Raw genomic sequence first — 1,042 nt, 5'->3', positions numbered from 1 at the left:
CAATGAAAACCAATCACGCCAGTCAATGACGTTGAGGTGTTAGTTTCATGAACAATCAATTCTTGGCCGACCGTATCGACGGGAAAGGCTTTGCAGCCAATCTCGTGGACAAACTTACGGAAGAAGTAACCGAGATTAAAGAGCAAACAGGACTCATTCCTGGCCTGGCTGTTGTACTTGTTGGCGAGGATCCAGCAAGTGGCGTTTATGTAAGTGCCAAACACCGCCAGACATTGGCCATCGGTATGCAGTCGTTCGTTCATAGGCTGCCCGCTGATACAACCCAAGCTGAGCTAATGGGTCTCTTGGACGAGCTGAATGCCGCTCCGGAAGTTAATGGCATTCTCGTGCAACTACCTCTTCCTGCACACCTTGATACCAACGCGGTTATCAATGCCATTGATGCAGACAAAGATGTGGATGGTTTTCACATCCTGAACGCTGGCCGTTTGGCCACAGGCCAAGACGCCTTGGTTCCCTGCACCCCGCTGGGCTGCTTGATGATGCTGAAAGACCGTTTGGGCAGCTTGGCCGGAATGAATGCTGTAGTTGTCGGCAAATCAAACATTGTTGGTAAGCCAATGGCCCAGCTGCTGATGGCCGAGAACTGCACCGTGACCGTCGCGCACTCCAAAACGCGAGATGTCCCTGCGTTGTGCCGAACTGCCGACATTTTGGTGGTAGCGGTAGGGCGGCCTGAGATGGTGAAAGGCGATTGGATCAAGCCAGGCGCTGTCGTTATCGACGTAGGTATCAACCGCATTGAACGTGATGGCCGGTCGCGCATCGTCGGCGATGTTGCATATGACGAAGCAGGGCATGCATCGGCGATTACACCAGTACCAGGCGGTGTTGGCCCGATGACCATTGCGTGCCTGCTGGCCAACACTGTGACCGCGTTCAAGCGTCAGCACAAAATCGTAACCAAAAAAGAAGCTGTTGCTGTTTAAGGTGATCCCAAATGACCAAGACTAAAAATAATTATGTACTGCGAGTAACTTGCCCTTCGATCCGTGGCGTCACAGCTGACATCACCAGCTTC

General features: G+C 52.4%; 1 protein-coding gene. It reads left to right on the top strand.

Annotated features, from left to right (window positions below):
* Positions 1-47 precede the first annotated feature (47 nt).
* Positions 48-950, top strand: coding sequence for a bifunctional methylenetetrahydrofolate dehydrogenase/methenyltetrahydrofolate cyclohydrolase FolD (gene folD / locus C4K88_RS18190; RefSeq protein ID WP_029380372.1), 903 nt, complete (start codon positions 48-50; stop codon positions 948-950).
* Positions 951-1,042: the final 92 nt, after the last annotated feature.

This window comes from Arthrobacter pityocampae (assembly GCF_002927275.1).
Taxonomy (GTDB): Bacteria; Actinomycetota; Actinomycetes; order Actinomycetales; family Micrococcaceae; genus Arthrobacter_D; species Arthrobacter_D pityocampae.
Note: the sequence above shows the minus strand (reverse complement) of the source record. Positions and strands in the feature narration are given on the sequence as shown.